We start from the raw sequence: 19,794 nt of genomic DNA, 5'->3' as shown, positions 1-19,794 counted from the left end.
CGAAACCAAGGTGTGTTTCATGCAATTCCCCGTCCCGCTTGAGAGTGGCCGGCTGGTCAAGCGCCACAAGCGGTTCCTGGCCGACATCGTTCTGGATTCGGATGGCAGCGAGGTCACGGCCCATTGTGCCAATCCCGGCTCCATGCTCGGGCTCAAGGCCCCCGGTTCCAAGGTCTGGGTTTCGCGCTCGGACAATCCGAAACGCAAGCTCAGGTATTCGCTGGAGATCGTCGAGGCGGATGGCGCTCTTGTGGGCATCAACACAGGGTACCCGAACAAGCTGGTCGAAGAAGGGCTTCTGGATGGGCGGATCCCGGACCTGAACGGGTTCGATATGCTCAAGAGGGAAGTGAAATACGGCCAGAACTCGCGCATCGACATCCTGCTCGAAGGTGGCAGCCACGCGCGGACCTATGTGGAGGTCAAGAATGTTCACTTGATGCGGGTTCCCGGATTGGCGGAATTTCCAGACTCCGTGACGGCCCGCGGGGCGAAGCATCTTGGCGAACTGGCAGCCATGGTGCGCGAGGGGCATCGGGCCGCCATGGTGTTCCTGGTCCAGCGGCCGGATTGCGACCGGCTCAAGCTGGCGGCCGATATCGACCCGGCCTATGCCAAGGCCTATGAAGCGGCGATTGCGGCAGGGGTCGAGGCCTATGCCATCGGCTGCGAGGTCACGACAACCGGGATCGCCGTGAACCGGGCCGTGCGGCTTGAAATCTGAGGCTTTCGTGCGTCAGGCCTGTTTGACAACGATCTTCGAGTTGAGGGCGACCCGTCCATACAAGTCGATGATATCCTGCTGCAGCATGCGGACGCAGCCGGACGAAACCGCTTTGCCGATGGACCAGGCTTCCGGTGTTCCGTGGACGCGGTAAAGCGTGTCCTTCTGGCCTTCATATATGTAAAGCGCACGGGCTCCCAGCGGGTTGTTCAGGCCCGGTTCCATGCCATTGGCGTATTTTTCCAGTTCCGGCTGGCGTTCGCGCATTTCCTTTGGCGGGAACCATTTCGGCCATTCCCGTTTGGCCCCGATGCGGGCGGTGCCGCCCCAGTCGAAGCCGGCCCGGCCGATGCCGACGCCATAGCGCATGGCCTTGCCGTCCGGTTCCACGTAATAGAGAAACCGGTTGGGCGTATCGACAATGATCGTGCCCGGGCCTTCGGAGGTGGCGTAATTCACCCGTTGGCGGTAGTAGATCGGGTCAACTTGGCTGATATCGACAGCGGGCAGTGGAAAGGGCTCGTCCGGACGCGGGCCGTAGATCCGGGTGTAGTCGGTCTGCGCAAATGCGGTGGCGGCGGGCATGCTGTCGGCAGCGGAGGATCGGGCGGTGCCCGGTGCCGGGGGCAATGTCCGTGTGGTGTTGCATCCGGCCAGAATGGCCCCGGCCGAAGTCATCAGAAAGACGCGGCGCGACAGCATCGATGTGTGTCCCCTGTTGAGGTGGTCGTCCCGTTCTCGCAGCACAGGCTTGAGCGAGCCCTTCGTGCCGCCAACGATAAACGCCAGCCGGTAACAGTCGGTTAACCATGGGGCCGAGCGCGATCGACCGGCCGTGGCCTCGGGCCGTCAGGCTTGGAGCACGATGATGCGCGAATTGTCCGGGACCCAATTGTACAGGTCGATGATGTCTTGTTGAAGAAGGCGGACGCATCCGGAGGAAACGGCGCGGCCGATCGACCAGTCCTCGGACGTCCCGTGGACCCGGTAGAGCGTGTCCTTGCCACCCTCGAAGATATAGAGCGCGCGTGCGCCCAGCGGGTTTCCCAATCCGGGGTCCATGCCATTGCGGTATTTCTCGAGTTCCGGCTCGCGGGCGATCATGTCCGCAGGCGGTGTCCAGCGGGGCCATTGGCGCTTGTAGGCGATGCGGGCACTGCCACCCCACTCGAATCCGGCCCGGCCGATGCCGACGCCGTAGCGCATGGCCTTGCCGTTTTCCATGGTCAGGTAGAGGAAACGGTTGGGCGTATCGACGATGATGGTCCCAACGGGCTCCGGAGAACTGTAGTTCACGAGCTGGCGGTAGTACACGGGATCGATCTTGGTCAGATCCACCGCCGGGATCGGAAATTTTTCGGCCGGCATGGCGCTGTACATTTGAACGTATCGCGGGTCGAACCGGCTTCTTGGAGCCTGGGATGTGACCGGGTCTGCGGATTGCATCCTCCCGCTGCTTGCACAACCGGCAAGAAGCGCAGCGGTGCCGGAGACCATAAACATGCGGCGGGAAATCATTGTCGTTCCTTTGTCGTGTATCGTGCGCGGGCATTGGCCCGGGTGATGTGCAGGGGCCCGGTTCTGGCGCCTGATACCACCAGAATTGCGCCCGAAAAGCGGCGGACGGATCACCTCGGCGTGAGGATCGGGTCTGCGCGTGGCGCATGCCCGCAGCTGTGACCGATCTGCAACGGCAATCGCGCCGGATATCCGGGGCCACCGGCCAGCTGGCAAGTGCGCAAACAAAAAGCCCCGGAAAAACCGGGGCTTCAAGGGAACCTGACCGCGAATCAGCCGGCCGTGTCGCGGGACAGCGGCGGCTGGAACTGCCAGCCCATGTCCCATGGGAAATAGATCCACGTGTCCTGCGAAACCTCCGTGACGAACGTATCGACCATCGGCACGCCCACCGGCTTGGCGTAAACGGTGGCGAAATGCGCCTTGGGCAACATTTGGCGGACAACCTTTGCCGTTTTGCCAGTGTCAACCAGGTCGTCGATGACCAGGACGCCGCTGCCTTCGCCTTGTTCCAGATCGATCACCTTCGGGTCGACGGGTTTGATGACCCGCAGTTCACCCTGATTGTCATAGTCGTGATAGGACGCCACGCAGACCGTTTCGATGGTCCGGATGCCGAGTTCGCGTGCCACGATCCCGGCCGGGACAAGCCCGCCGCGCGTGATGCAGACAATCGCCTTCCATTCGCCCAGGCTCGAGAGGCGCCATGCCAGCGCCCGCGCATCGCGATGTAACATGTCCCAGGAAACGGGGAACGCTTTGTCTTGTGCAGGATTTTCCATGGGGTTTCCTTTTCAGGCCTGCCGGCCGAGTGCATCTGCCACCGCTGCTTCGACGGCTGCCGTGGCTTCTGCCAGGAGCGTTTCGTCTCGCGAGCGGATCACGATCTGGGTGGTGAAACGGCCATCCGTCGCGCGCGGATAGGAGCCGATCAGCGTGTCGGGATAGGTTTCTTGTATTTCGCCGATCCGCTCGGCGAGGCGGCTTTCGGGAAGGTCGGCATCGACGCTGCGTGATATCAGCTTGCGGCCGGTTTTCAGCGTCGGCGCAATCGCATCCATCATGGCCTGCATGATCATCGGGACACCGGCCATCACGTGAACATTGCCGATCCGGAACCCGGGCGCTTTCGAGACCGGGTTTTCGATCAGGTCGGCGCCTTCGGGAATGCGCGCCATGCGCAGGCGTGCCGGGGTTAATTCGCCGGGAGGATAGTGGCCTTCCAGGATCGCTCTTGCCCGCGGATCAACATCGATCGGCACGCCAAAGGCGGCTGCGATGCTGTCGGCCGTGATGTCGTCGTGGGTCGGACCGATCCCGCCCGATGTGAAGACATAAGTGTGGGAGCGGCGCAGCGCGTTCACCGCGTCGACAATCTCGCCCTTTTCATCGGGAACGATCCGGACCTCCTTGAGGTCGATGCCGAGCGCCGTGAGATAGTCCGCGAGAAAACCGATGTTCTTGTCCTTGGTCCGGCCGGACAGGATTTCGTCGCCGATAACGAGGAATCCCGCGGTAACGGGCGTGTCGTTGTCCGCGATGGTCATGCTTGGCTCTCCTGACGACAGATCTGGCCTGCCTTTATCCCAGCTGGCTGCGCTTCTCAAGGGCGATGTGCCCTCAGGTCAAAGGCGGTCTTGCCGCGGCCTTTGGCGGTTTCCAGCCATAAACCCACGCCATTTGGGCGGCCATGCGGTGGGGGCCCATCATCCGCATCGCCGTGTTCCGGGCCAGAGCCAGCGGACCAGACATGTGGTAAATCGAGGCATTGCGCGCGGCGAGGTCCTGAACCTTCCGGACGCGCTCCTTGCGGGCCGCCTCATAGGCCTTGAGCGCCCTGGAGACATTGGCGGTTCCGTCGGCCAGGCATTGCGCGAGCACCGCCGCATCCTCGATGGCCATGGCCGCGCCCTGGGCGGCGAAGGGCAGCATGGCGTGCGCCGCATCCCCAAGCAGGGCGATCGGGCCGTTGGTCCACCCGCCGGATGCGGGCACGCCGCACAGGGCCCATTTCAACCAGTGATCCGGGCGTTCGACGAGGTCGCGAAGCTCTCCGTACCACCCGGACAGCGCCTGCATGACGGTGGTCCGGTCGGCACGGCCGGACCAGCTCTCCTCCTGCCAGTCCTCCTTGATCAGGACAATGACGTTGAGCTCCCGGCCCGCCTTGATGGGGTAGTGGACGACATGGGCATTGGGGCCCATCCACAACCCTGTGTCCCGCAGCATGTGTGGCGGCAGCCCGTCCGCCGGCAGGGTCGCCCGGTAGGCCGTCTGGCCCGTGAAGCGTGCTCCAGACTTCTTGCGAACATAAGGCCGCAATCGAGACCAAACTCCGTCCGCCGCAATCAGAGCCCGGCCCTCGAGCATGTCATCGCCATGGAGGCTTTCCACATGGCAAAGGATAGAGCCCGAGGGGGTCTGTTCCGGCCGGGTCAGACTTGCCCCCAGCCGGATGTCGATTCCGGGGTTCTTTTCTGCCTGCGACAGCAAAGCGTTTTGCAGATCTGCCCGGTGGACAACCAGATAGGGATAACCGTACCGGTCACGGGCATCGCGGCCGAGCGGCACCGCTGCAAGGTCCTTGCCCGTGGTCCCGCTGCGGATGCGGATCCGCTCGGGCTGGAAAGCCGCTTGGCGAACGCTGTCGAGAACGCCAAGCAAATCCAGCACGGCACAGGCGTTGGGCGACAGCTGCAAGCCTGCGCCGACCTCCTGGATGTCCGGCGCCTTTTCGACAAGGTGAACGGGAAAACCGGCCTGATTCAACGCAAGAGCCGCGCTCAAGCCGCCAATTCCGGCGCCCGCTATGATGATTGGTGCGCCGGGCAAGGCGGTCTGGGTCATCGGCGGACGCGGTCCTCAGGCTGCTTGAGGTGTCCAGGTGCAGTCATCAGGAGACGATTTGTCCGCCTCCAGCGTGTCGTCGAACTTGTAGAGGGTCGAGCAGTAGGGGCAGACGATCTCGGTCTCATCGCCCATGTCGAGGAAGACATGGGGGTGGTCGAAGGGCGGCTTTGCGCCGATACACATGAATTCGCGCGCCCCGATGGCGATGGATTCGTGGCCGCTGGTGTTTTGAAAATGCGGGGTAACGTGATCCGCCATGGCTCATGTCCTTTGTTGTGCCGTCATTTTTGCCCGGACAATACTCACTTGCTGCGCAAAAGGGTAGGGGGAGGCGACGGTGTTTCGCACCTGGTGCGCGTGACGGGCCGGTCGCGGGCCGCACGGTCGACCGTGAAAGCCGATCAGACCCTTTACCACGTGCTGCAAAACCCTCTAAGCTTATCCGGTCTGGAAATTCCTTTTACGTTAAGGTAAAACGATTTATGCCGCAATTTCATAAGGATGGCGTGGACATCGCCTATCTCGACGAGGGAGAGGGGGATCCGATCCTTCTGATCCATGGATTTGCATCGAACAAGCAGGTCAACTGGGTCTATCCGGGCTGGGTGGACACCCTTGTCAAAAACGGCCGCCGGGTGATTGCGATCGACAATCGCGGTCACGGGCAGAGCAGCAAGTTCTACGATCCGGCGGCGTATGGCGCGCCCATCATGGCCGAAGACGCGCGGCGTCTTCTGGATCACCTGGCGATCGAGGCCGTGTGGGTCATGGGCTATTCCATGGGTGCGCGGATATCTGCATTTCTGGCGCTCAATCATCCGCAGCGGATCAAGGGCGCGATCTTTGGAGGTCTCGGCTATGGCATGGTGACCGGGGTCGGCGATCCGGAGCCGATCGCGGGCGCTTTGGAGGCCGAACGGCTTCAGGATATCGGGGACCGCACGGGACGGGCCTTCCGGGCTTTCGCCGATCAAACCGGATCGGACCGTCTTGCGCTGGCCGCCTGCATGCGCTCGTCCCGTCAGAAGATCTCGGAGGATGATGTCGCGCGGATTGACGTGCCGGTCCTCGTCGCTGTGGGGACGAAGGACGATATTGCGGGATCTCCGCAGAAGCTGGCCGATCTGATGCCGAACGCTCAGGTGCTCGACATTCCCGGACGCGATCACATGGTCGCGGTCGGAGACAAGGTGTTCAAGGCAGGGGTTCTCGCATTCCTTGGGGAGGCCGCGGCATGAGGACAATCGAGGCTGATCCGGAACCGGTTACGTTCATTGGGGCGGAAGGCAACAGGCTGGAAGCGGATCGCTATGGGAGCGTGGGACACCCGGTCCTGATGCTTCATGGGGGCGGGCAGACCCGCTACTCCTGGGATGCGGCAGCCGGACGGATCGCCGGGCTGGGGCATGTTGTCTACAGCCTCGACCAGCGCGGCCACGGCAAAAGCGACTGGGTCCCCTCCGGGCATTATGGTTTCGCGGATTTCGCCGCCGATCTGATCGCCGTTGCCCGGCAGATCGAACAGCGGGAAGGGGCCAAACCCGTTCTCGTCGGCGCCTCGCTGGGCGGCCTTGCCGGCTTGTTGGCCGAAGGTGACATCGCACCCGGTCTTCTGTCGGCGCTTGTCCTGGTGGATGTGACGCCGCGGATGGACCAGCAGGGGGTCAGCAAAATCTTGGGATTCATGGCCGAGCGCGTCGAGGAGGGCTTTGCCTCGGTTGAAGAAGCGGCGGAGGCGATTGCCCGCTATATCCCGGACCGCAAGCGTCCGAAGGATCTCTCGGGCCTGTCCAAAAATCTGCGGCCACAGCCGGATGGCCGTTACCGCTGGCACTGGGACCCGGCCTTTATCAAAACCAAGCCCGAGGCGCATTCGAAAAAAGCGAACGACGTTCAAGACAGGTTGCTCAAGGCGGCCGGCCGGCTGGAACTGCCTGTCCTTCTGGTCCGGGGCCAGAAGTCCGAACTGGTGTCGCGGCAATATGCGGATGAGTTCCTCGCCCTCGTTCCGCACGCTGGCTTCGTCGATATCGAGGACGCCGGCCATATGGTGGCTGGCGACAAGAACGACGTATTCGCCGACGCTATCGAGCGTTTTCTGACATCGCTTTTCGCAGGTGCGTGACCGCATCGTGACCGGCAAAGCTTGGAACGGGCACCGGTGGGCGTCGAAGTGGCGTTGGATCGTGCCGGGCCGCTTCAGATGCCGCGGAAGGTCGGGGACCTTTTCTGAAGGAACGCATCGCGCCCTTCCTTGAAATCCTCGCTATCGAAACAGCGCTCCGCCGCAACACGGGCCGCGTCCATCTCCGCGGCACCACCGCCGGACAGAAAGGCGGAAACCGCCCGTTTTGCCGCGCGCAGGGTAAGCGGCGCGTTGCCGCCCATGGTTTCGGCCAGGTTTTCGATGCGCTCTGCCAAGGCGCCTTCGGCACTCACCTCATCAATCAGCCCGATCCTCAGCGCTTCGGCACTCCCGACGCGCTCGGCGGTGAAAAGGAGCCGCTTGGCGGCGGCCGGCGGAACGGCCTGGAGGATGTCCGCGATCGCTTCGACCGGGTATGCAATGCCAAGGCGGGCCGCCGGTATCCCGAACACGGCTGTCGGGTCTGCAACACGCAGGTCGCAGGCAAGCGCAAGTCCCAGTCCGCCGCCCAGGCAATGGCCCCTGATCATGGCGATTGTCGGTTTCTCGCAGTTTTTGAGTGCCCGGAAGGCGGCGACGTTGATGTCTTCGTAGACTTTGGCCTTGTCCGAGGTTGCCCGGGTTTGTTCGAACTCGGATATGTCGGCGCCGGCCACGAAGCTTTTGGCGCCTGCTCCGCGCAGGATGATCACGCGAACCGCGGCGGTTGCTTCCAGGCGGGCGACCGCGTCCGGCACCGCTTCCCACATGGCCAGGGTGAGGGCGTTGCGCTTCAGGGGATTGTCGATGATCAGCCAGCCGACAGAATCGTCGATTTCTGTGCGAACGGCTCCTGAAGACGTCGAATTTTGGGACGGTTCGACGGACATTTTGGCAAAACCTCTCGGTCGGAGTGGGGTGACGGGTTGATTACATTGAAAAACAGAGGTTGGTGTCCCCTGCAAGAATGATATTGGTTTTGCCGAGAGAAGGCCTATTCTGAAGGTCAGGTCCGACAGGCATGCAAAGGAGACACTCCATGTCGAAATCGATGCCTCAGAAAAATGCCGCCGATGTGGCCCAGCATGACCCGGTTTGGCGCCAGCTGCGCGCGGAAGCGCGCGAGATGGTTGCGGGCGAGCCCGCCCTGTCTTCGTTCGTTTATGAGACCATCCTCAATCACGACAGGCTTGAAGAGGCGGTGGTGCATCGCATTGGCGACCGGTTGGGCCATCATGACGTCTCCGCTTCGCTCATCCGGCAAACCTATATGGAAGCGCTGGAGTCCGAGCCCGAACTGGGGGAAATCTTCCGGGTCGATATCGTGGCGGTGTTCGACCGGGACCCAGCCTGCTTCCGCTACCTGGAGCCGGTCTTGTTCTTCAAGGGCTTTCACGCGCTTCAAACCCACAGGCTCGCAAACTGGCTCTGGCGCCAGGGGCGGCATGACTTTTCCCTGTATCTCCAAAGCCTTTCCTCCCAGGTGTTCCAGGTGGATATCCATCCGGCCGTGCCATTCGGCCGGGGAATTTTCATGGATCATGCCACCGGCCTTGTGATCGGCGGCACCGCGGTGATCGAAGACGATGTGTCGATCCTGCAAGGTGTGACCCTGGGCGGAACCGGCAAGGAGGACGGTGACCGGCATCCGAAGATCCGGCACGGTGTCTTGATCGGGGCGGGGGCCAAGGTGCTGGGCAACCTGGAGATCGGCCATTGCTCCCGGATTGCCGCGGGGTCTGTGGTTCTGTCGAACGTTCCGCCAAACACCACGGTGGCCGGAGTGCCGGCCAAGGTGGTCGGCCAGGCCGGATGCCCGGAACCGGCGCGCAGCATGAACCAGCTTCTGGCGGCGCCCACGCCCGAGGAAGACGGGGAAAGGTGATCGTGGTGCTTGGCATGCGGGCTGAATACTGTAGGGTCCGCAGCCACTGTTTACCTTGATCAAATTGGAGTTTTCGCGTGAAGCCTGACGAAATCCGTAAAATCGAAGCCTATATGAAGAAGAAGTTCGAGCTCCCGAGCTTGCAGCTTCGCGCCCGCCCGCGCAAAGACGACAGCGCGGAGGTCTATATTGGTGAGGAATTTATCGGCGTGGTCTTCCGCGATGATGAGGACGAGGATCTGAGCTGGAACTTCCAGATGGCCATCCTCGAAATCGATCTCGAAGACGAGTAGCAGCAGCGCTACTTTTCATGTCTCAAATCTTTTCGGTCCAGGGGATCAGCCACGGGCGGTGAGCCGGAAACGGCTTTCTCCCGGACGCGGAACTCATCATTTTGCCTTCAGATTGAGGACAAATTCCTGCAAACGGCGGTCGAGCCGGCCCCAATTCGGCAACAAGGTGCCATCGAAACGGTAGGTCAGGGCGAGGCCGTCGCGAAGTGCGAGCCGCCGCACGCAGGTAATCCGGTCCTCGAAACGCGACCTATCACAGGTCGCGACATAGCCCGGGGCGTTCCCCGCTTCGAAAAAGATCGCTGTCCGCCGGTCGGTGTCGCCGCCCGGAACGCTCACGGCCCGCAACCCGCCAGGACCCGGCTCGTCTCCGTGCATTGACGCGATCGCCTTTGCCTTGGCCCATTCCTTCATCGCTCGCGGGTCCGTTACGGCCGATAGCTCAAGTCCGATCACCGGCTGTGATGGATGGGATGCCGTTCCAACGGATGTTGGGGTCGGTCCGGCGGGTGCAAGTGCAGGCCAGGACAATGTGAACATCAAAGGCCCGTCACTTCTCCCGTGGGGGCCTTGCGGCGGGTTCGTGGATGAGACGCTGGCGCCAGATGGGATCTGGAGAATGTGTGGACCGAGCCTGTAAAGGGTCAAATCCGGCGCGCTGGGCCCAGCCGGTTCCGCCGTGGGGCCGTTGCCCTGCAATGCGCCGGCCAACTGTGCCACATAGGCAATCGCAAGCACGCACAGGGCCGCGGTCAGGAGCCCGAAATGGCCCGCCCGTATTCCAGTCGCCTTTGGGATTGGACCTGACATCATAGAGGCACAGTGCTCCGCAAAGACCCATTTGTGTTTCGGCCGGTGTCCCACCGCGAGACATCTGTCCCGGTGTGGGAAGCAAGCGGACGCTCGCTCCGGCAGGATCCGAACATTTCCGCGCAATTCACAACAATCGCAAAACCGGCACAATCATTGCTAGTGACCGTTAGGAAGAATTAAGTTACCTTCCATTAACAAAGATTAATAAGAGGTTAACGGTCAGATGCTGGATCTGTTGATTGCGGGCTATATCGCGTGTGCCGGCTTCGTGGCAGCTGGCTTGTTGGGGAGTTTCTATCAGCTTCTGACCAATCATCCCCCCCGCTTCACTTTTCCCGTGGAAAGCGTTGTTGGAACGGTCGTTTCCATCGTTGTTTGTATGTTCGCCGGCCCTTTCATCATCATGCGGAATGCGATTCGCGGGCGCAGGATCGAAAATCGGCCGCTCGGCTGGCTCGTGGCCTCCTCCACCATCGCGGGCATGTGGAGCTTGTGTTCCGGGATCGTCCTCATGTATTTCGCCCTCGGGCTGACCGGTCATATCTGATTGGGCGCATCTGGTTGTAAGGGTGGATCGCACCGGATGCCGGGCGGGATGAATGGAACGGCCCATGGCGGTTTATGAATTGGACGGGGTTGGTCCCGTCCTTCCAGCCTCCGGACATTACTGGATTGCCCCCACGGCCAGCGTGATTGGCCGGGTTCTCATATTGGAAGAGGTCAGCGTATGGTTCGGCGCGGTTTTGCGCGGCGATAGGGAACCGATCACCATTGGCGCCCGGTCAAATATCCAGGACGGGGCGGTCTGCCATGCGGATCCGGGCTTTCCGCTGACCGTCGGTCAGGATTGCACGGTCGGCCACCGGGCCATCCTCCATGGCTGTACCATCGGGGACAACACATTGATCGGCATGGGGGCCACCGTTTTGAACGGTGCGCGGATCGGATCGAACTGTATCGTCGGGGCCAACGCGTTGATCGCGGAAGGAAAGGTTGTTCCCGACAATTCGCTGGTCGTCGGCGTTCCGGGAAAGGTCGTTCGCACGATTGACGAAGCAGCTGCGGCCGGGATCACCCAATCGGCCGCTGGATATGTGGCGAACTGGAAGCGGTATTCCCAAGCGCTGAAGCCGGTCTGACCGGCGTCCCTTTGCTCCGCAAGACAATCATTTCACAATTGGATCCGCCAGCCGAAAAGGACGGGAGCCGGCCTGCGGGGGCGGGCCGACTCCCTGGATCCGGTCGTGGTAGGGATGGGGAGGGTGGGGACGCGACCGGATCTTCCCGCTTTGCCTGACCTTCCAGGCAAATCCTTCCAACCTTGTGGACTTAATTGCCGACGCTGCTCACCGTGGTGACGCGTGTGTCGGATATCCCGGTCCATTTCGCCGGCGCGTGCGGCGACTGGCGTTTGATGTAGCGATAGGGCGTTGCATACCAGGGCAGCACCGCGGTGACCTGATTGTCGAGGATCATGTCCCCCTGATCGGTCCGCACGGTCAAAACCGCATGGCCGGCGTTCTTGATGTCTTTCGCGACGGTGATGAGCAGCGCGCTCTTCGGCCATCCGGCCGCGATCAGAACGCGTTGCTTTTCCAGCACATACTCTTCGCAATCGCCCGCGCCATCGACCGGATAGGTCCAGTACTCTTCGCGGCCGAAAAGCTCTATATCCGTCACCGGGCGGATCCGGTTGTTGACTTCCGCATTGATGGCGATCAGTTCCTGCCAGCGGGCTTCTGTCAATTTGACGATTGCCGGTTGGCTGGTGCTGCCGCGGCATGCCCACTCATTGCTCTGACAAAACTGACGATGTCCAACCGGTGCGGTGGTGGCGCGGTCCATTTCCATGAACCGGGTTGGTGATGCAGAACTCGGCGAGACTGTCCCCACGACAGTCAATGCGAATACTGCGAATGCTGTTCCAAAAACTTGAAATCTCATAGTCATGCCCTCCCCAAGGCTGGCATCACTATGACGTATTCGATTTTATTCTACTCTAAGGATCAAAGTAAAATTCAAATATAACTTTACGACAATTTAGAATAAATCATAATAAATATTGAAATGAATTTGAATCGAATTTGACTAAAATTTTATCGATCCAGAATACCTGTTTCGCGACAGAGTCTTATCGTTTCAGGTCCAGATTCGCATGGCGGCAAAGGTGTGTCTTCAAGCCCGAAATCGGGTTGGTGTGCCGAGAAAAATCGAAGCGATTTTTTTGGATACGAGGGCGAATTTGTTCGCAGGAGAGCGGTTGGCCACCCGGCCTCGGGCGCGAAAAAGCGGCTGAACCGGTCTTTACCGGACCGGCAGAAGGCGGGTTTACCGAAAGACTGTGGACCGGGAACTGGATTGAGGGAACGGGCGCTGCGGCGCCGTTCTATCTCACCGACAAGGCAGACCTATTGCGGGAGATGCGAGCCGATTTGTCCGCCCGGGCGTTGGCAGTGGGCGGATTGGATCCGGCTTTCTGCCGGGCCAGTTACAGACTGGCCGGCCGGATGACCGGGGCAACCATCACTCATTCAAGTTCCGGGCTTGGAAATCAACCCTCTTCCGGATCGATCGTGATGTGGCGTTCGAGGAGATCCCGGTTTTGAACGGCTGCAAACTCCACCGCGACGCCGCCTTCAATATGACGCACGATGCGGGCCCGCATGGTTCCGATCTCGATCGGTTCGCCGAGTTCGGGCCTCAGGTCCGTTGCGACCGCGGCGCCGGACAGGGATACGTCTATCAAGCGGCACATATGGGTGCTGCCATCGGGTAGAACGATCCGTGTGATCGGATTTTTCGGCACGAAGCGGTCATGCCGCCGGTCTTCCGGAAGATTCAGTTCGTCTTTGTTTGCCAGCCAGGTGAGGACGTTGGCGATCTTGTCGCGTTTGCGGGCCGTGTTGCGGAGTTCGACGGCAAATCCGCCCTCGAACACGCGCGCAATCCTGCCTTCAACCCGGCTCAGATGGTCCAGATAGGCAACAACACGTTCGCCGACCTTTCCCGATACGGGCGCTATGACCGACATGCCACCCGGCGACATGTTGACGACTTGGCAGGGGTACTCCTGCCGGTCTTCCAGCATGAATCGGCCCAGAATGTTGACCTTAACGCGTTGGTGGCGCCGGCGGTCCGTGGCATGAAGGGCTTTGTTGCCTGCTGTCGCGGGTGCCAAATCGGCGCCGGAGCCTACCATGTTGTCTGCCTTGCGTCGCATTCACTTGCAGTTGCAAGCTAGGATCTATCATCCGCATCTCTGTCGAGGACAGTTTAGATGATTTGCGGTTAATGAACCGTAAGGTGCGGATCCGGCTCAGACAATATCCTTCGTTTCAAAAGTCACTCCATGAGCGCTACGGATGCTCAGGTCTTGCCGCCGGAGTAAACGGTCAGATGACCAACACGGCGTTCCGCTCCATTTGGCAACACTCCCGCAGACACCGGCATTTCCTTGGTCTTGTATTTCGGCAAGATGGGATTGCTGTTGGTTTGTGTCTTGCTGACAAAGTAGGGCCGCTCATCGGGCCAGATCAGTCTCAGACTGGTGATCGTCTGGTGGGTAATCGGATGAATGCCCAGCCAGTACGGGCGCTCCATCGGTGCGGAACACCCGAGAATGCGGACACGCCCCGAGCCTGGCACGTTCAACGGGAGCAGGCACATCTCGAGCTGGACCTGTTGGCGATGTTCCGTTTGAGCGGCGATGCCAACAATGGCTGCAGCCGCATCCTCGCGAATGGCCGATACTAGACTTTCCAGTGCCTCGCGGTCGCGTTCACTCCAGCCGCGCAGAAAGTTGCGTCCTTTCAGTTCGCGGCAGTGCACCGAACACAACCGCGTGCCGGCCAGACGATAGCGAACATCGTTTGGAGACATGGTCTCAAGGATGAACGTATCTCCGAGCAGACCGCGGATTTGTCCGGGATCGATTTCGCTGCGGTTCGGCGCAGGCCGCAGACCGCGCAATTCGTCCCAATAGCGGTACAAGGCTTGCGAGACACCATTTTTCATTGTGAGCCCCCGTTCGTCATCGCGGCGGAGTGGCGCGCTGACTTGAGTGTTCTGAATTGGCACATCCCGATCGGGTCGCGCCGGTTGCCCCATGAAAAGCACAGGCCGTGCCAAGTCTCGGGAAAGTCGACTGAATTCGGATCGTAAGGAAGTATTAAGGTTAATTAAACGTAACGCTTGGCGGGGCCTGTGAATGTCTGCATATTGACGAAAGATTATGTAATCACCTGCTCAAGAGGCTGAAATCCGCGGGAAGACGGACCGGTAAAGGTCAGCGCCGCTGAAGGGCCCGCAGGGGGAGCGTGGGGACGCGACACATATTCGGGAGGCATGCAGGGCGCCGCTTGGTCTTGGACCAGGCGGCGTTTTGTTTTGGGCGCCGGTCACGCTAGGGGTTTATCATTGCGCCAAAAGGACCGCGGTGGCGGAACATGTCCATTCACCGTGTTTCGAAACGGAACAGGTTATGGCGGCTTTTTGTGTTGCTCTTGGGAGCCCGGATCTTACATCACACCAGGAATGGTGAGGAAAGCTGATGAACGTCTATACATTCAAATCCCGCGAGCCAGACCACGGCCCCCGGCCTCCCGCCGGAGAACCGATGTTCAATCTGCCACGGGTGATCATTTGGCTTGGAGCCATCTTGATCGGTATTCATGGCGTTCGCTCTTTCGTCCTGCCGGCGGGGATCGATCTTGATCTCCTGCTTTACTTCGGCTTTTGGCCGGTCCGCTACACAACCGGTGTGTTTGCCAGCGGCATGGCGCCGGGCGGCCTTGCCGCGGATATCTGGTCGTTCGTTACCTACAGTTTCCTGCATGGCGGGACCATGCATGTCGTCTTCAACGTGCTTTGGATGGCGATCTTTGGAACGGCGGTCGCCCGCCGGTTCGGCGCAGGCCGGTTCCTCCTTCTGTCGGCTCTGTGCGCGATAGCGGGCGCGCTCACCCATCTCATGACCCATTTTGGTGAAAGTGTCCCTGTGATCGGGGCATCCGCAGCCGTGTCCGGGCAGATGGCGGCCGCGATCCGCTTCATCTTCGAATATGGCGGACCTCTGGGCTCCTTCCGCCGCTCCGACGCGGGGGCCTATTTCATGCCGGCCGTCTCGTTGCGCCAGTCCTTCTCCAACCCGCAGGTCATCACGTTTACGGCCGTCTGGTTCGGCCTCAATCTGTTCATGGGCCTGGCGAGCGCGCCGATGGCCGGCGAGGGAACAAGCATTGCCTGGCAAGCGCATATCGGTGGCTTCATCGCCGGACTTCTTCTGTTCCCGGTGCTTGATCCGGTGTCCCGGCGGCGGGGATAAGACGTGGATGCGAGAGCCGGTCCAGGGATTGTCCTGCCGCAAACAGGTGTCGTGTAGGCGGAAACGAGGACGGCCAGCTTTGCGGCCATCAGGGGCTGGGCCCACGCAGGGTCTTGTTCGATAGCGCAGCCAGAGGCCGTTGCAACGGCCAAAGACCGGACACAGCCGGCAGACCTCAGGGTGCAGGGTTTCTTGGTCTAACTGGCAAGCGCCGTCCCACCATGCCAAATCCAGAAAGGCGAAGGCGACCGCCGCAGCGGACCGTTGAGCGCATCGCGTGATCCGCGTTGCCGGCCATTTCGTGACGCTGAAGACGGATCTTTGCTCCCCTTTCAATCTTAGCGGTGACGACATTCCCCGGTTCGGATTACAGTTGCTCGAAATTCATTTTGGAACTGAGCATTGAAGGGCGCGCAGATGGGGGATTTAAACCAGTTTGAATGGCTGAAAGCGCATTTGCACGCGATGAAGGGTCCGATCCTCGAAATTGGCTCCAGGCACTATGACAACTCCACATCGAACAATTTTCGCGACCTCTTTCCCGAGATGGAGTTTGTCGGTGTGGATATGAGCGAGGGAAAAAACGTCGACCGGGTCGTCGATTTTACGAAGGACTTTGAAATTGTCCTCGGTCAGCTTGGGAATCAAAAATTCAATACCGTGATATGCATGAGCGTGATGGAACATGTTGACGATATTTTTTCGTTTTCGAAGAACGTGTCATCGATAGTCGAGAAAGATGGAATACTCGCGCTTTCCGTTCCCTTTTCCTGGAGGTTTCACGGATATCCTTCAGATTATTGGCGGTTCACGCCCAAGGCCATCGAGTACCTTTATCCGGATTTCCATTTTGACCTCGAAAAATCTACGATTTCCTCGAATGCCGTTGGGGATGTGGCGGTCATGCAGAGCAATCCAAATGACTTCGCTGTTCGCAAGAAGCCGAAAAGGTCTCTGATGGAAAAAATCTTCAAACGACGTGCCAAAGCGCAACTGGCCTATACACTCGCTCCGACAACCTTGAACTTTGTGGGAAGAAAGCGGTAGCCGCGGACATGGGGTGAAGAGCCGTTCACCAGACGCGGCAGGTTCGCCGTCTTGTGTGTTCGGGCGCGCGCGGTGTCATCTTTCACCCCGAAAATAAGCACGGTTTCGATGGTTTCGAGGCTTCGTCCGCTATTGTCGTGGATAACCCGGAGGGCAGAACCGGCGATCAGGTCCTGTCCGCAACCACGAAACAGTCTCTCGCATCTTCATTCAAAAGCCGCCTTTGGACATAAAACCATATGGGCTCCGGCATCGCCATCGGCGGTATCGCGCCAAAACAAAACTTTGAACAGCGGCCCGACGTCTTGTTTTGAGCGCCTCTGGAAACGCGTTGGTTTCCAGATGCCGTAAACCGCGCAGGAAAGGTCAGGCAAACCAGATGTTTGCGCTTCCTTGAAATTTTGCCATGATGCCGCAAGGTCCTGAGGGAGCAGGACCCGGCTCACATCATGGGAGGATCAAGCCGATGACCGTTGCTGCAATTCTGAGTACGAAAGGCCGGGACGTCGTGTCCGAACGGAGCGGCACACTGCTCAGTGAGGTGTGCAAAACCCTGGCGGAACACAAGATCGGGGCGATCGTCGTCACCGATGACGCCGGCCATATCGAAGGGATCATCTCCGAACGGGATATCGTGAAGGCCATTGGCATGTCGGGCGCGAGTGCCCTTATGCAACCGGTATCCAGCGTCATGACCAAGAAAGTCGTGACCTGCACAGAGGCCGACAGCATCGGCACCGTCATGGCTTTGATGACCAGCGGGCGGTTCCGCCACGTCCCGGTAGTTGCCGACAACAAGGTCACCGGTCTGATTTCCATCGGTGACGTGGTGAAACACAAGATCGCTCAGGTGGAACTGGAAGCCGAGCAGATGCGCAGTTACATCACCATGACCTGACGGCCTGGATCTCTCAGGACTTTCCGTAAACGTCTTCGGGTTCGTACACCTTTGGGACGTTCGTCGCGTTGAGGGCGACGGACGTTTCACTGGACAGGTCGACAGCACGATAAAAACACGACCGGTAGCCCACGTGGCAGGTTGCCCCGTTGCCTTCGACACGAACCTTCACGACGAGCGCATCCTGATCGCAGTCCGTGAGAATTTCCCGTACTTTCTGAACCTGGCCGGATGTCTCGCCTTTTTTCCAGAAGCTTTTGCGGGAGCGGCTCCAGTACCACGCTTCGCCGGTTTCGATTGTGCGCTTCAGCGCTTCAGCGTTCATGTAACCGACCATGAGAACCTCGTTGGTCTCGTAATCGGTCACAACCGCGACAATAAGTCCGTCACCATCGAATTTTGGGCTGAACTCCCGCCCGGTTTCGATCGCCGTTTTGGAACCGCGCTTGGCGAAACTCAGGTCGGTCATGGCAAATGGCCCTTGCAAGAAAGTGTCAATCGCAAGGGCCGGAAGGAACTTACCGGCCCATGCCCCGCACCAGGGACATGAACTTCGCCTGTTCGGCGGGATCGTCGACGAAGACGCCCGTGAACTGGGTTGTGATGGTGGATACGCCCGGCTTCTGCACGCCGCGCATGGTCATGCACTGGTGCTCGGCTTCCATCATCACGGCCAGGCCGCGCGGTGCGAGTGCGTCGTCAATGGCCGATGTCACCTGTGCCGTCAAGTTTTCCTGCGTCTGAAGACGCTTGGCGTAGATATCGACCACCCGGGCCAATTTCGACAGGCCCACAACACCTTCTGCCGGATAGTACGCAATATGCGCCTGGCCGACAAACGGCAGCATGTGATGTTCGCAATGGGAGTGGAACGGTATGCCGCGCACCATGACAATGTCCTGGTAGCCGCCAACATCCTCGAATGTCCGCTCCAGGTGCTCCATCGGGTCTTCGAAATAGCCCCCGTAAAGCTGACCGAATGCTTTTACGACCCGCTTGGGCGTATCGAGAAGGCCTTCCCGGTCCGGGTCGTCGCCGGTCCAGGCCAGCAGGGTTCGCACCGCCGCCTCGGCTTCCTCGCGGCTCGGTCGGGTCAGTTGATCGGGAGATTTGCGGTCAAAGGTTTTTCCGACCGGCTTGAGGACAGCGTCCATTTCGATCCTCGCTAACTTCCTAGTATCACTCGTCATACGGCATTCCCAAACTGCCGGATCAGGCATCGACGCTGCGTTCTGCGTTCGTCTAACATACCGGATCAATTCGCAAACGCACAGTTTCAGAGTTTGCAGATGCAACGCGCCTGCGCGGACGGCACCGGGTCAATCGGTAGCGGCCCCACTCCCACTTGCGGATTTCCCGCCAGCCACAAGCTATATATATAGTGACGTCATGACGGCAATGCGCCAATGAACACGGATCGATCAAGACGGGGCGATCATGCTGGACGATATGTACAACGCCAAGATCCTCGAATTCGCGGGCAACATCCCAAGAATTGGGCGGCTGGAGCATCCGCAGGCCAGTGCCAAGGCCCACTCGAAGCTGTGCGGGTCGACTGTGACCGTGGATCTGGTCCTCGAGGATGGCACCATTTCCGATTTTGCGCATGACGTGAAAGCCTGTGCCCTCGGGCAAGCCGCGTCATCCATCATGGCCATGAACATCATCGGCGCAACACCCGCCGAATTGCGCGAGGTCAGGCAGACCATGCGCAGCATGCTCAAGGAAGGCGGTCCGGCGCCCACAGGCCGGTTCGCAGACCTGAAGTTTCTGGAGCCGGTGCGCGACTACAAGGCCCGCCACGCGTCCACTTTGCTTACGTTTGATGCGGTGGTGGATGCGCTGGATCAAATCGAAGCAGCCACGGCCAGCAAAACCGGCAGCGGGGCGGCCGCATGACCGCGGTCGTCCGCCCAGAGATCCTTGGCCCAGAGATTCTTGGCGATGTGCCGGTCGTCCAATAACGCGGCAGGTGGCTCCGGACCTGTCCGTCCGGTTTCGGTGCCCGCCCGCGCCGGGTTGGGCTTGATTTGGCTGTACCGCCATTCCCTGTCCCTGGTGATGGGCCGGCAATGCCGCTACGCGCCGACCTGTTCGGATTACACCGCCGAGGCTCTGCGCCGGTACGGATTGTGGGCAGGCGGCTGGCTAGGGCTCTCGCGGATCCTGCGATGCAATCCCTGGGGCGCGGACGGTTTCGATCCCGTTCCCGACGATTTGCCTGCCGATACGCGCTGGTATCTGCCGTGGCGCTATGGCCGGTGGACGGGCAACCATATTCCACCGGATCAGAGGCTTTCATGAGAATATGATGAAAA

The 19,794-nt window shown here is 60.2% G+C and carries 25 protein-coding genes; 12 read left to right on the top strand and 13 right to left on the bottom strand.

Features of this window, described 5'->3' with window-relative positions; genetic code table 11:
* Positions 1-19 precede the first annotated feature (19 nt).
* Positions 20-724 (top strand): DNA/RNA nuclease SfsA, encoded by a 705-nt coding sequence (gene sfsA, locus F0184_RS14540; protein WP_150496912.1) that lies wholly within the window; start codon positions 20-22, stop codon positions 722-724.
* A 12-nt stretch (positions 725-736) separates the two neighbouring features.
* Here sfsA and F0184_RS14535 read toward each other — a convergent pair whose 3' ends face one another.
* From F0184_RS14535 to F0184_RS14510, 6 genes are all read right to left on the bottom strand, one after another.
* Positions 737-1,426, bottom strand: coding sequence for a L,D-transpeptidase (locus F0184_RS14535; RefSeq protein WP_172972116.1), 690 nt, complete (start codon positions 1,424-1,426; stop codon positions 737-739).
* Positions 1,427-1,573: 147 nt separating this feature from the next.
* Positions 1,574-2,242, bottom strand: coding sequence for a L,D-transpeptidase (locus tag F0184_RS14530; protein WP_172972115.1), 669 nt, complete (start codon positions 2,240-2,242; stop codon positions 1,574-1,576).
* A gap of 272 nt (positions 2,243-2,514) precedes the next feature.
* A complete protein-coding gene (gpt, locus tag F0184_RS14525) occupies positions 2,515-3,024 on the bottom strand; it encodes a xanthine phosphoribosyltransferase (RefSeq protein ID WP_150496911.1) in 510 nt (169 codons plus the stop codon).
* Between the two features lie 12 nt (positions 3,025-3,036).
* Positions 3,037-3,789 (bottom strand): competence/damage-inducible protein A, encoded by a 753-nt coding sequence (locus F0184_RS14520; RefSeq protein WP_150496910.1) that lies wholly within the window; start codon positions 3,787-3,789, stop codon positions 3,037-3,039.
* Positions 3,790-3,862: 73 nt separating this feature from the next.
* Positions 3,863-5,089, bottom strand: coding sequence for an FAD-dependent monooxygenase (locus F0184_RS14515; protein WP_150496909.1), 1,227 nt, complete (start codon positions 5,087-5,089; stop codon positions 3,863-3,865).
* A gap of 15 nt (positions 5,090-5,104) precedes the next feature.
* Positions 5,105-5,350 carry a zinc-finger domain-containing protein gene (locus tag F0184_RS14510; protein WP_150496908.1) on the bottom strand — a complete coding sequence of 82 codons (246 nt, stop codon included), beginning with the start codon at positions 5,348-5,350 and terminating at the stop codon, positions 5,105-5,107.
* 224 nt (positions 5,351-5,574) lie between these two features.
* Between F0184_RS14510 and F0184_RS14505 the strand changes: the two genes are divergently transcribed.
* Positions 5,575-6,330 carry an alpha/beta fold hydrolase gene (locus tag F0184_RS14505; RefSeq protein WP_150496907.1) on the top strand — a complete coding sequence of 252 codons (756 nt, stop codon included), beginning with the start codon at positions 5,575-5,577 and terminating at the stop codon, positions 6,328-6,330.
* The gene (locus F0184_RS14500; protein ID WP_150496906.1) at positions 6,327-7,217 is read left to right on the top strand and encodes an alpha/beta fold hydrolase; all 891 of its coding nucleotides are present in this window, start codon (positions 6,327-6,329) and stop codon (positions 7,215-7,217) included. Before F0184_RS14505 ends, F0184_RS14500 begins: the two co-directional genes overlap by 4 nt.
* Positions 7,218-7,291: 74 nt before the next feature.
* Here F0184_RS14500 and F0184_RS14495 read toward each other — a convergent pair whose 3' ends face one another.
* Positions 7,292-8,107, bottom strand: coding sequence for an enoyl-CoA hydratase (locus F0184_RS14495; RefSeq protein WP_150496905.1), 816 nt, complete (start codon positions 8,105-8,107; stop codon positions 7,292-7,294).
* A gap of 149 nt (positions 8,108-8,256) precedes the next feature.
* Here F0184_RS14495 and cysE point away from each other — a divergent pair, with 149 nt between their 5' ends.
* Positions 8,257-9,102, top strand: coding sequence for a serine O-acetyltransferase (gene cysE / locus F0184_RS14490; protein ID WP_150496904.1), 846 nt, complete (start codon positions 8,257-8,259; stop codon positions 9,100-9,102).
* A gap of 77 nt (positions 9,103-9,179) precedes the next feature.
* Positions 9,180-9,395, top strand: coding sequence for a DUF3126 family protein (locus tag F0184_RS14485; protein ID WP_150496903.1), 216 nt, complete (start codon positions 9,180-9,182; stop codon positions 9,393-9,395).
* A 96-nt stretch (positions 9,396-9,491) separates the two neighbouring features.
* Here F0184_RS14485 and F0184_RS14480 read toward each other — a convergent pair whose 3' ends face one another.
* Positions 9,492-10,208, bottom strand: a complete 717-nt coding sequence (locus F0184_RS14480; RefSeq protein ID WP_150496902.1) for a hypothetical protein — start codon at positions 10,206-10,208, stop codon at positions 9,492-9,494.
* Between the two features lie 223 nt (positions 10,209-10,431).
* Here F0184_RS14480 and F0184_RS14475 point away from each other — a divergent pair, with 223 nt between their 5' ends.
* Complete coding sequence (locus F0184_RS14475; RefSeq protein ID WP_150496901.1) at positions 10,432-10,755, top strand: DUF6949 family protein; 324 nt, start codon at positions 10,432-10,434, stop codon at positions 10,753-10,755.
* Positions 10,756-10,819: 64 nt separating this feature from the next.
* Positions 10,820-11,347, top strand: coding sequence for a gamma carbonic anhydrase family protein (locus tag F0184_RS14470; protein WP_150496900.1), 528 nt, complete (start codon positions 10,820-10,822; stop codon positions 11,345-11,347).
* 190 nt (positions 11,348-11,537) lie between these two features.
* On the opposite strand, the gene F0184_RS14465 is transcribed toward F0184_RS14470, so the two are convergent.
* The 3 genes from F0184_RS14465 to F0184_RS14455 form a co-directional block, all read right to left on the bottom strand.
* On the bottom strand, positions 11,538-12,053 hold the full coding sequence (locus F0184_RS14465) for a transglutaminase-like cysteine peptidase (protein ID WP_208998490.1): 516 nt from the start codon (positions 12,051-12,053) through the stop codon (positions 11,538-11,540).
* A 706-nt stretch (positions 12,054-12,759) separates the two neighbouring features.
* The gene (locus F0184_RS14460) at positions 12,760-13,407 is read right to left on the bottom strand and encodes a PilZ domain-containing protein (RefSeq protein ID WP_150496898.1); all 648 of its coding nucleotides are present in this window, start codon (positions 13,405-13,407) and stop codon (positions 12,760-12,762) included.
* Between the two features lie 167 nt (positions 13,408-13,574).
* The gene (locus tag F0184_RS14455) at positions 13,575-14,222 is read right to left on the bottom strand and encodes a PAS domain-containing protein (RefSeq protein WP_150496897.1); all 648 of its coding nucleotides are present in this window, start codon (positions 14,220-14,222) and stop codon (positions 13,575-13,577) included.
* 535 nt (positions 14,223-14,757) lie between these two features.
* Here F0184_RS14455 and F0184_RS14450 point away from each other — a divergent pair.
* The 3 genes from F0184_RS14450 to F0184_RS14440 all read left to right on the top strand — a co-directional run bounded on the left by F0184_RS14450 (position 14,758) and on the right by F0184_RS14440 (position 17,476).
* Positions 14,758-15,531: a rhomboid family intramembrane serine protease gene (locus F0184_RS14450; protein WP_150496896.1), complete on the top strand. Its 774-nt coding sequence runs from the start codon at positions 14,758-14,760 to the stop codon at positions 15,529-15,531.
* 402 nt (positions 15,532-15,933) lie between these two features.
* A complete protein-coding gene (locus tag F0184_RS14445; RefSeq protein WP_150496895.1) occupies positions 15,934-16,578 on the top strand; it encodes a methyltransferase domain-containing protein in 645 nt (214 codons plus the stop codon).
* A 466-nt stretch (positions 16,579-17,044) separates the two neighbouring features.
* Complete coding sequence (locus tag F0184_RS14440) at positions 17,045-17,476, top strand: CBS domain-containing protein (protein ID WP_150496894.1); 432 nt, start codon at positions 17,045-17,047, stop codon at positions 17,474-17,476.
* Between the two features lie 13 nt (positions 17,477-17,489).
* Here the strand turns inward: F0184_RS14440 and hisI are convergent, their stop codons facing one another.
* Both hisI and folE read right to left on the bottom strand, forming a co-directional pair.
* Entirely contained in the window at positions 17,490-17,945 is a 456-nt protein-coding gene (gene hisI / locus F0184_RS14435) for a phosphoribosyl-AMP cyclohydrolase (RefSeq protein WP_150496893.1), read from the bottom strand.
* A 49-nt stretch (positions 17,946-17,994) separates the two neighbouring features.
* Positions 17,995-18,630 carry a GTP cyclohydrolase I FolE gene (gene folE / locus F0184_RS14430; RefSeq protein WP_150496971.1) on the bottom strand — a complete coding sequence of 212 codons (636 nt, stop codon included), beginning with the start codon at positions 18,628-18,630 and terminating at the stop codon, positions 17,995-17,997.
* 283 nt (positions 18,631-18,913) lie between these two features.
* Between folE and F0184_RS14425 the strand changes: the two genes are divergently transcribed.
* Positions 18,914-19,375 carry an iron-sulfur cluster assembly scaffold protein gene (locus F0184_RS14425; RefSeq protein ID WP_150496892.1) on the top strand — a complete coding sequence of 154 codons (462 nt, stop codon included), beginning with the start codon at positions 18,914-18,916 and terminating at the stop codon, positions 19,373-19,375.
* 45 nt (positions 19,376-19,420) lie between these two features.
* Positions 19,421-19,780: a membrane protein insertion efficiency factor YidD gene (yidD, locus tag F0184_RS14420; RefSeq protein ID WP_150496970.1), complete on the top strand. Its 360-nt coding sequence runs from the start codon at positions 19,421-19,423 to the stop codon at positions 19,778-19,780.
* Positions 19,781-19,794 lie beyond the last annotated feature (14 nt).

This window comes from Roseibium aquae (assembly GCF_008711285.1).
In the GTDB taxonomy this organism is placed as follows: Bacteria; Pseudomonadota; Alphaproteobacteria; order Rhizobiales; family Stappiaceae; genus Roseibium; species Roseibium aquae.
The sequence above is the reverse complement of the archived record's forward strand: the minus strand, read 5'-3'. Positions and strand labels throughout refer to the sequence as shown.

Excerpts from the sequence above, each read along its gene's own strand:
- F0184_RS14425 (WP_150496892.1), top strand. The coding sequence starts at position 18,914 with ATGCTGGACGATATGTACAACGCCAAGATCCTCGAATTCGCGGGCAAC.
- F0184_RS14460 (WP_150496898.1), bottom strand. The coding sequence starts at position 13,407 with ATGGTAGGCTCCGGCGCCGATTTGGCACCCGCGACAGCAGGCAACAAA.
- F0184_RS14510 (WP_150496908.1), bottom strand. The coding sequence starts at position 5,350 with ATGGCGGATCACGTTACCCCGCATTTTCAAAACACCAGCGGCCACGAA.
- F0184_RS14500 (WP_150496906.1), top strand. The coding sequence starts at position 6,327 with ATGAGGACAATCGAGGCTGATCCGGAACCGGTTACGTTCATTGGGGCG.
- F0184_RS14480 (WP_150496902.1), bottom strand. The coding sequence starts at position 10,208 with ATGATGTCAGGTCCAATCCCAAAGGCGACTGGAATACGGGCGGGCCAT.
- sfsA (WP_150496912.1), top strand. The coding sequence starts at position 20 with ATGCAATTCCCCGTCCCGCTTGAGAGTGGCCGGCTGGTCAAGCGCCAC.
- F0184_RS14530 (WP_172972115.1), bottom strand. The coding sequence starts at position 2,242 with ATGATTTCCCGCCGCATGTTTATGGTCTCCGGCACCGCTGCGCTTCTT.
- gpt (WP_150496911.1), bottom strand. The coding sequence starts at position 3,024 with ATGGAAAATCCTGCACAAGACAAAGCGTTCCCCGTTTCCTGGGACATG.
- folE (WP_150496971.1), bottom strand. The coding sequence starts at position 18,630 with ATGGACGCTGTCCTCAAGCCGGTCGGAAAAACCTTTGACCGCAAATCT.
- yidD (WP_150496970.1), top strand. The coding sequence starts at position 19,421 with ATGTGCCGGTCGTCCAATAACGCGGCAGGTGGCTCCGGACCTGTCCGT.
- F0184_RS14470 (WP_150496900.1), top strand. The coding sequence starts at position 10,820 with ATGGCGGTTTATGAATTGGACGGGGTTGGTCCCGTCCTTCCAGCCTCC.
- F0184_RS14520 (WP_150496910.1), bottom strand. The coding sequence starts at position 3,789 with ATGACCATCGCGGACAACGACACGCCCGTTACCGCGGGATTCCTCGTT.
- F0184_RS14495 (WP_150496905.1), bottom strand. The coding sequence starts at position 8,107 with ATGTCCGTCGAACCGTCCCAAAATTCGACGTCTTCAGGAGCCGTTCGC.
- cysE (WP_150496904.1), top strand. The coding sequence starts at position 8,257 with ATGTCGAAATCGATGCCTCAGAAAAATGCCGCCGATGTGGCCCAGCAT.
- F0184_RS14535 (WP_172972116.1), bottom strand. The coding sequence starts at position 1,426 with ATGCTGTCGCGCCGCGTCTTTCTGATGACTTCGGCCGGGGCCATTCTG.
- F0184_RS14465 (WP_208998490.1), bottom strand. The coding sequence starts at position 12,053 with ATGGACCGCGCCACCACCGCACCGGTTGGACATCGTCAGTTTTGTCAG.
- F0184_RS14475 (WP_150496901.1), top strand. The coding sequence starts at position 10,432 with ATGCTGGATCTGTTGATTGCGGGCTATATCGCGTGTGCCGGCTTCGTG.
- F0184_RS14505 (WP_150496907.1), top strand. The coding sequence starts at position 5,575 with ATGCCGCAATTTCATAAGGATGGCGTGGACATCGCCTATCTCGACGAG.
- F0184_RS14450 (WP_150496896.1), top strand. The coding sequence starts at position 14,758 with ATGAACGTCTATACATTCAAATCCCGCGAGCCAGACCACGGCCCCCGG.
- hisI (WP_150496893.1), bottom strand. The coding sequence starts at position 17,945 with ATGACCGACCTGAGTTTCGCCAAGCGCGGTTCCAAAACGGCGATCGAA.
- F0184_RS14455 (WP_150496897.1), bottom strand. The coding sequence starts at position 14,222 with ATGAAAAATGGTGTCTCGCAAGCCTTGTACCGCTATTGGGACGAATTG.
- F0184_RS14515 (WP_150496909.1), bottom strand. The coding sequence starts at position 5,089 with ATGACCCAGACCGCCTTGCCCGGCGCACCAATCATCATAGCGGGCGCC.
- F0184_RS14440 (WP_150496894.1), top strand. The coding sequence starts at position 17,045 with ATGACCGTTGCTGCAATTCTGAGTACGAAAGGCCGGGACGTCGTGTCC.